The organism is Vicinamibacteria bacterium, assembly GCA_035620555.1.
In the GTDB taxonomy this organism is placed as follows: Bacteria; Acidobacteriota; Vicinamibacteria; order Marinacidobacterales; family SMYC01; genus DASPGQ01.
The window spans coordinates 1-5,959 of sequence record DASPGQ010000124.1 but is presented as its reverse complement, the minus strand read 5'-3'; the positions used below and the strand labels follow the sequence as shown (position 1 = coordinate 5,959).

Here is a 5,959-nt window from a genome sequence, read left to right as displayed (position 1 = left end):
GCTTCTCCGCTTCGAGCGACGTCCTCGCTTACAGCGTGGGACAGTCGGACCGTCGCCTGGCATGGTTCGATCGCGAAGGCCGGTCCCTCGGAGGCGTGGGCGAACCCGGACCGTTCGTGCAAGTGACTCTGTCTCCCGACGGGCGCCGTGCCATCGTTATCCGAGAGAGCTCGCTCTGGATCCTGGATCTCGAACGAGGCGGGATCGCATCGCGGCTCACCCCGGACGGGTACCGGACCGCCGATGCCGCCTGGTCGCCGGATGGGCGAGAGATTGCAATGAGCGCGAGGCTCTCGACGACTTTTGATCTGTACCGCCTGACGCTCGCCGCGGGCGCCGAGCCCGAGCTCGTTCTCTCTTCCGAAAAGAATCTCTGGCTCAACCAATGGCTCGCGGCCGACAATCGGCTCTCCTTCCACGACGGCTTCATGATCGGCCTCGTTCCCATGGAGGGAAGCCACGAACCTCAGGAGATCGTGCGCCAAAAGGGTCGCCTCGACGAGACCTATCGCTCTCCCGACGGAAAGTGGCTCGCCTTCATTGCCGACGAGACGGGCCGATTCGAGGTCTACGTGGAGCGGCTCGACACCAAGGAGCGGCTGCGCGTTTCGAGCGAAGGAGGCGGACAGCCCCGGTGGCGCTCCGACGGAAGAGAGCTCTTCTTCCTTTCGAGCGATGCCCACGTCATGGCCGTCGATTTCGATCCCGAGCTCGGCGCGCGTGGGGTCGCACGATCCCTCTTCGAGGTCCCCGTCGCCGCGGTCCTTCCTCAAGTGGGTCAATGGGACGTGCATCCCGATGGCGAGCGTTTCCTCTTCCTCGTTCCCGCGGGAGAAGAACGGACTATCCACGTCGTTCTCAACTGGAGAAGGTTGCTCGAGGAGGACGGGTCGCGATGATCGGCGAACGGCTCGCGCACTACGAGATCACGTCCGAGCTCGGAAGGGGCGGCATGGGTGAGGTCTGGCGCCCCAGCGACACGAAGCTCGGCCGCGAGGTCGCGATCAAGACCCTCCCCGAAGCGTTCTACCAGGACGGGGGCGCCTTGCCCGGTTCGAGCGCGAGGCAAAGCTCCTGGCGTCTCTCAATCATCCAAACATCGCGTCGATCTATGGATTCGGGAGCCATCAGCTCGAGCGCAGCGCGGAGCGAAGCGGAGTCGCGGAGCGAGAAGTCGTGGGGGTGGGGCCCCACGACATTAATGAAAGTCCGATAATCCACTACCTCGTTCTCGATGGTGTTCCCCGCGGAGGATGCCCGAATCCGGTGACTTGCCCCGCCCTCGGATCGAAATCATCCTCAACTGGACGGAAGAGCTGAAGGCTCGGGTTCCGGCTCGGTAGATCGAATAGCAGGCCCTTCGCCGGGCGTGCTAGCATTTCGACATGGCTTCGCAAGTGACGACTCCCGCCGGTGAGCTCGTTCCCACCGCCGACCAGCGCCTCGTCACCTACGGTGTTCCCTGGACCCATTACGAAGCCCAGCTCGCTCTGCGCGGCGACAGGTCCGTGCCTCGCATCTCCTACCTGGAAGGAGTGATGGAGCTCATGAGCCCGTCGAAGGACCACGAGCGTATCAAGTCCTACATCGGCCGCCTCATCGAGGCCTTTGCGCTCGAGCGGGGGATCGACCTCTCGCCTTACGGAGCCTGGACTCTGAAGAGCGAGCCAAGGCAGAGCGGGCTCGAGCCGGACGAGTGTTACCTCGTCGGGGATCAAAGCAAGGATACCCCCGACCTCGCGATCGAAGTGGTGTGGACGAGCGGCGGGATCGACAAGCTCGAGATCTATCGCCGCCTCGGCGTGAGCGAGGTCTGGATCTGGAAGCTCTCCGAGATCATCGTCCACGTCCTGTGGGAAGGGCGTTTCCAGCCTTCGGAGAAGAGCATTCTCTTTCCCGACCTCGACGTGCGGCTTCTATCGTCGTTCCTCGACCGCCCCACGGCCCTCCAGGCGGTGAAGGCGTTCCGGGAAGCGCTGCGACGCCGAGAAGCTCCGCGCCTCTAACATCGGATAAGAGGCCCGAACGTTTCTGCGGCACACGTGTTTGCAGAGGACGCGCTCCGGCTCCACCTGGATTTGTGAAGCCCGGGCCGAGCACTCTTTCAGCTCTTCGGTCCCTCGGTTTGGTTTACTCAATTGATTGAGTAAAATTACTCAATATACTGAGTAAATGGTAAAGTCTCGCTTTCGCCGACCCGCGCTCTATCGAAGCCTCGCCGCGAGACTGCGCGGACCGCGGCGTTTCATCCAGGTGCTCGCCGGCCCGCGCCAGGCGGGAAAGACGACTCTGGCGCTCCAGGCCATCGAGGACCGGGACCATCCGTCCCACTACGCGTCCGCCGACGAGCCCGCCTTGAAGGACAGCGCCTGGATCGAGGCACAGTGGGAGCGCGCCCGGATGCTGTGCCGGACCCCTCGACGGCGCAGCGCCATTCTGATCCTGGACGAGATCCAGAAAATCCCCGAATGGTCGGAGGTCGTCAAGCGGCTCTGGGACGAGGACTCGCGGAGGTCGACTCCCCTCAAGGTCCTTCTGCTCGGATCCGCACCTCTTCTGGTGCAGAGGGGGCCTTCGGACAGTCTCTCGGGCCGGTTCGAGGTTCTGCGCGTTTCCCATTGGTCCTTTGCCGAAATGAGAGACGCGTTCGGCTGGAACCTGGACCAGTACCTTTTCTTCGGAGCCTATCCGGGCGCCGCTACCTTGATTCAGAGCCAGCACCGGTGGCGGCGCTACATCGTAGACAGCTTGATCGAAACGACCCTGGCTCGCGACATCCTCCTTCTCTCCCGGATTGACAAGCCAGCGCTTCTCCGGCAACTGTTCCTGCTCGGATGCCGTTTCTCGGGCCAGATCTTTTCGTACAACAAAATGCTGGGACAGCTTCACGACGCCGGCAACACCACGACCCTCGCGCACTACCTGGAGCTTCTCGCGGGCGCGGGCTTGATGACGGGGCTTCCGAAGTTCTCGGGGACCATCGCGAGACAGAGAGGAGCCAGCCCCAAATTGCAGGTGCTCAACACCGCCCTCTTGACCGCGACCTCGAACCTCACTTTCGCGGGGGTACGAAGAGACGGCGAGCTATGGGGCCGCCTGGTGGAGACCGCGGTGGGCGCGCACCTCGTGAACGGAACCGTCGGCTCGCCGATCGACGTCTTCTACTGGCGCGATCGCGGCCGGGAGGTTGACTTCATTCTGGCTCGGGGCAGAAAGCTCGTGGCGATGGAGGTCAAGAGCGGGCGGCGCTCGACACACCTTCCCGGCTTGCTGAAATTCGGTGAAGCCCATCCCTCATCGATAAAGCTCCTCGTCGGAGCCGACGGCATTCCGGTGGAAGAGTTCCTGCTCACCCCCGTCGAGCACTGGCTCTCCGGCTGACGAAGGAGCTCCTGAGGCTCTTCCTGAAGGCGTTTCTCGAGTACTTCTTCCCCGACATCGCCAACACCTCTGGTGGGCGCAAGCTTCCTCCACGGCATCGGCTTCGTGTCTCGATGAATTCGAACTCTTTGTATCCGGGAACCGTTACAATTCGCGTTCGTCGAGAGCTCTCGTGGGAGGAGGATGAGTCGTGGACGCGATCCGCTCGGTTCGATTAGCACTGAGGGTCCTCGCCGGAAGCCCGGGCTTCGCCGTCGTCGCCGTACTCGTGCTGGGCCTGGGCATCGGCGCCAATACGGCGATCTTCAGCATCGTAAACACCCTTCTGTTCAAGCCGCTTCGGATCGAGCGTCCCGAACAGCTCGTGGGATGCTTCAGCAAGGATACGGAGAAGCCGGATAGCTATCGACCCTTCTCCTACCCGAACTTCGTCGATCTACGCGATCAAAACACCGTTTTCTCCAATCTCACCGCTCACAATCTGGCGCTCGTCGGATTGACGAAGGACGGCTTGACCCGACGAATCATCGCGGAGGTGATCGCGGCCAACTTCTTCTCGACTTTTGGCGTCCCGCTCTTTCGAGGACGAAGCTTTACTCCCGAGGAGGAGCGGCCGGGCTCTGGCCTCCGAGCCGTGATCGTCAGCTATCCGTTCTGGCAGAAAGAAGGCGCCGACCCGGATTACGTCGGCAAGGGCATCGATATCAACGGAAGGAGCTACACCGTCGTCGGTATCGCGCCGAAGGACTTCACGGCCGCTACGGCCTTGATCTCCACCGAGCTGTGGTTTCCTCTGGGACAGCACGGCGAGATCGCGAACGATTTCATGGGCTCCGCCCGGCGGAGCCTCGACGAGCGCGACAATTATTCCCTCGTGCTGATCGGCCGATTGAAGGATGGGGTAACGGTAGAGAGCGCCGACTCCGAGCTCGCGGTTCTCGCGGCCCAGCTCGCAGAAACCTACCCTGACGCCAATCGGAACCAAACCTTCGTCGTGAACCCCTTGCCGCGAATGGGCATCAGCACCGAGCCCTCCGATGACAGCGAGCTCGAGGCCGTTGCTGTTCTTCTTTCAGCGACCGCCGCGGCAGTGTTGCTCATCGCCTGTTTGAATCTGGCGAGCATGACGCTCGCTCGCGGGACCATGCGACGCAAGGAGCTCGCCATTCGTCTGGCGATTGGTGGGCGCCGGGGCCCATCGTACGCCAGCTCCTCCTCGAGGGTTTTTTCCTTTCTCTCCTGGGCGGTGCTCTGGGATTGCTGCTCGCCTATTGGGGCAACGCGCTTCTGGTCTCATCGATGCGCCAGATCCTTCCTGTCGACCTCATCGTTCGCACCAGTCCCGATGTTCGAGTGCTGACGGCTTCGCTATTCTTCTGCGTCGCGAGCACGCTCGTCTTCACTCTGGCGCCCGCCTGGAAGCTGACCCGGCCCGAGATCGTTACCGATTTGAAGGAGAACCCTGCCGAAGATCCGACCAGCCGCGGAAGACTCGGTGCCTTCAGAAACGTTCTCGTCATAGGCCAGGTGTCGCTTTCACTCGCACTTCTGACGGCGGCCGGTTTGTTCCTTCGCGGTGCCGTGAACGCCTCCGGGGCCGATCCCGGCTTTTCGCTCGAGCGCAGGCTCCTCCTCGAGATCGATCCGAGCCTGGTGGGCTACAACGAGGCTCGCGGCCGGGAGATATACAGAATCCTGGAGGAACGTCTGTCCGCGCTTCCCGGCATCGAATCCACGAGCCTGGCGGCAACGGTCCCTTACGGGATGGTCTCCCAGAGCCAGCGGGTGCTTCCCGCAGAAAGGGCGCCGAGCTCTAGCGCCGACGCGGTGCAGGCGTCCGAATCCGTCAACGCCCGCTTCAACGTCGTGGGAGCCGACTACTTCCGGACGCTTGGAGTTCCGCTGCTCCGGGGTCGAGACTTTACCCGAAGCGAGATGTCGGCCGGAGGCTCCGCACCGGTGGCGATCCTGGACCAGGGTCTCGCCGCGCGTCTGTGGCCGGACGGAGAGGCGCTCTCCGGGCGCATCGTCTTCGTCGGACGTGATGGCAGCAAGGAATCCGAGGAGATGGAAGTCGTCGGCATCGCTCCGAGCTTGAAGGACGATTTGTTCGACGCAAACCCCGAGCACGTCTACGTTCCGTTCGGCCAGCGATACCAGGCCAACATGCATTTCTATTTGACCTCCTCGGTCGCGGGCGAGGAAGCTCTTGCCAGCCAGCTCGACGCCGTCCAACGAGAAGTGCGCGCCGTCGACCCACGGTTACCGATTCTGACCCTCGAGACCATGTCGATGTTTCTCGAAGAGAGTATGGCGCTTTGGCTCGTGAGGGCGGGTGCCCGGATCTTCATGCTATTCGGAGGCGTGGCGCTCCTGCTGTCCGTCATCGGAGTCTACGGACTGAGAGCGTATCGTGTGGCCCAGCGCACACGAGAGCTGGGGATCCGGATGGCGCTCGGCTCCAGTCGCGGCCAGGCCCTATGGCTCGTTCTGAAGGAAGGGCTGCGCTTGACGGCGGTGGGGTGTTTCGTGGGTTTCCTGCTCGCGGTAGCTCTCGCGAGAGCGCTGAGCAGCCTGC

6 protein-coding genes are annotated in these 5,959 nt (G+C 62.8%); all 6 read left to right on the top strand.

What is annotated here, in order from left to right:
• A partial coding sequence (locus VEK15_05125; protein ID HXV60054.1) for a hypothetical protein occupies positions 1 to 899 on the top strand: 899 nt, incomplete at its 5' end.
• Positions 896 to 1,216 carry a hypothetical protein gene (locus VEK15_05120; protein HXV60053.1) on the top strand — a complete coding sequence of 107 codons (321 nt, stop codon included), beginning with the start codon at positions 896 to 898 and terminating at the stop codon, positions 1,214 to 1,216. The genes VEK15_05125 and VEK15_05120, both read left to right, overlap by 4 nt.
• 169 nt (positions 1,217 to 1,385) lie before the next feature.
• Positions 1,386 to 2,006 (top strand): Uma2 family endonuclease, encoded by a 621-nt coding sequence (locus VEK15_05115; protein ID HXV60052.1) that lies wholly within the window; start codon positions 1,386 to 1,388, stop codon positions 2,004 to 2,006.
• Positions 2,007 to 2,172: 166 nt separating this feature from the next.
• Entirely contained in the window at positions 2,173 to 3,381 is a 1,209-nt protein-coding gene (locus VEK15_05110) for an ATP-binding protein (GenBank protein ID HXV60051.1), read from the top strand.
• 190 nt (positions 3,382 to 3,571) lie between these two features.
• On the top strand, positions 3,572 to 4,741 hold the full coding sequence (locus VEK15_05105) for an ABC transporter permease (GenBank protein HXV60050.1): 1,170 nt from the start codon (positions 3,572 to 3,574) through the stop codon (positions 4,739 to 4,741).
• The coding region (locus VEK15_05100; GenBank protein ID HXV60049.1) for an ABC transporter permease at positions 4,639 to 5,959 on the top strand (1,321 nt) is incomplete at its 3' end. The genes VEK15_05105 and VEK15_05100, both read left to right, overlap by 103 nt.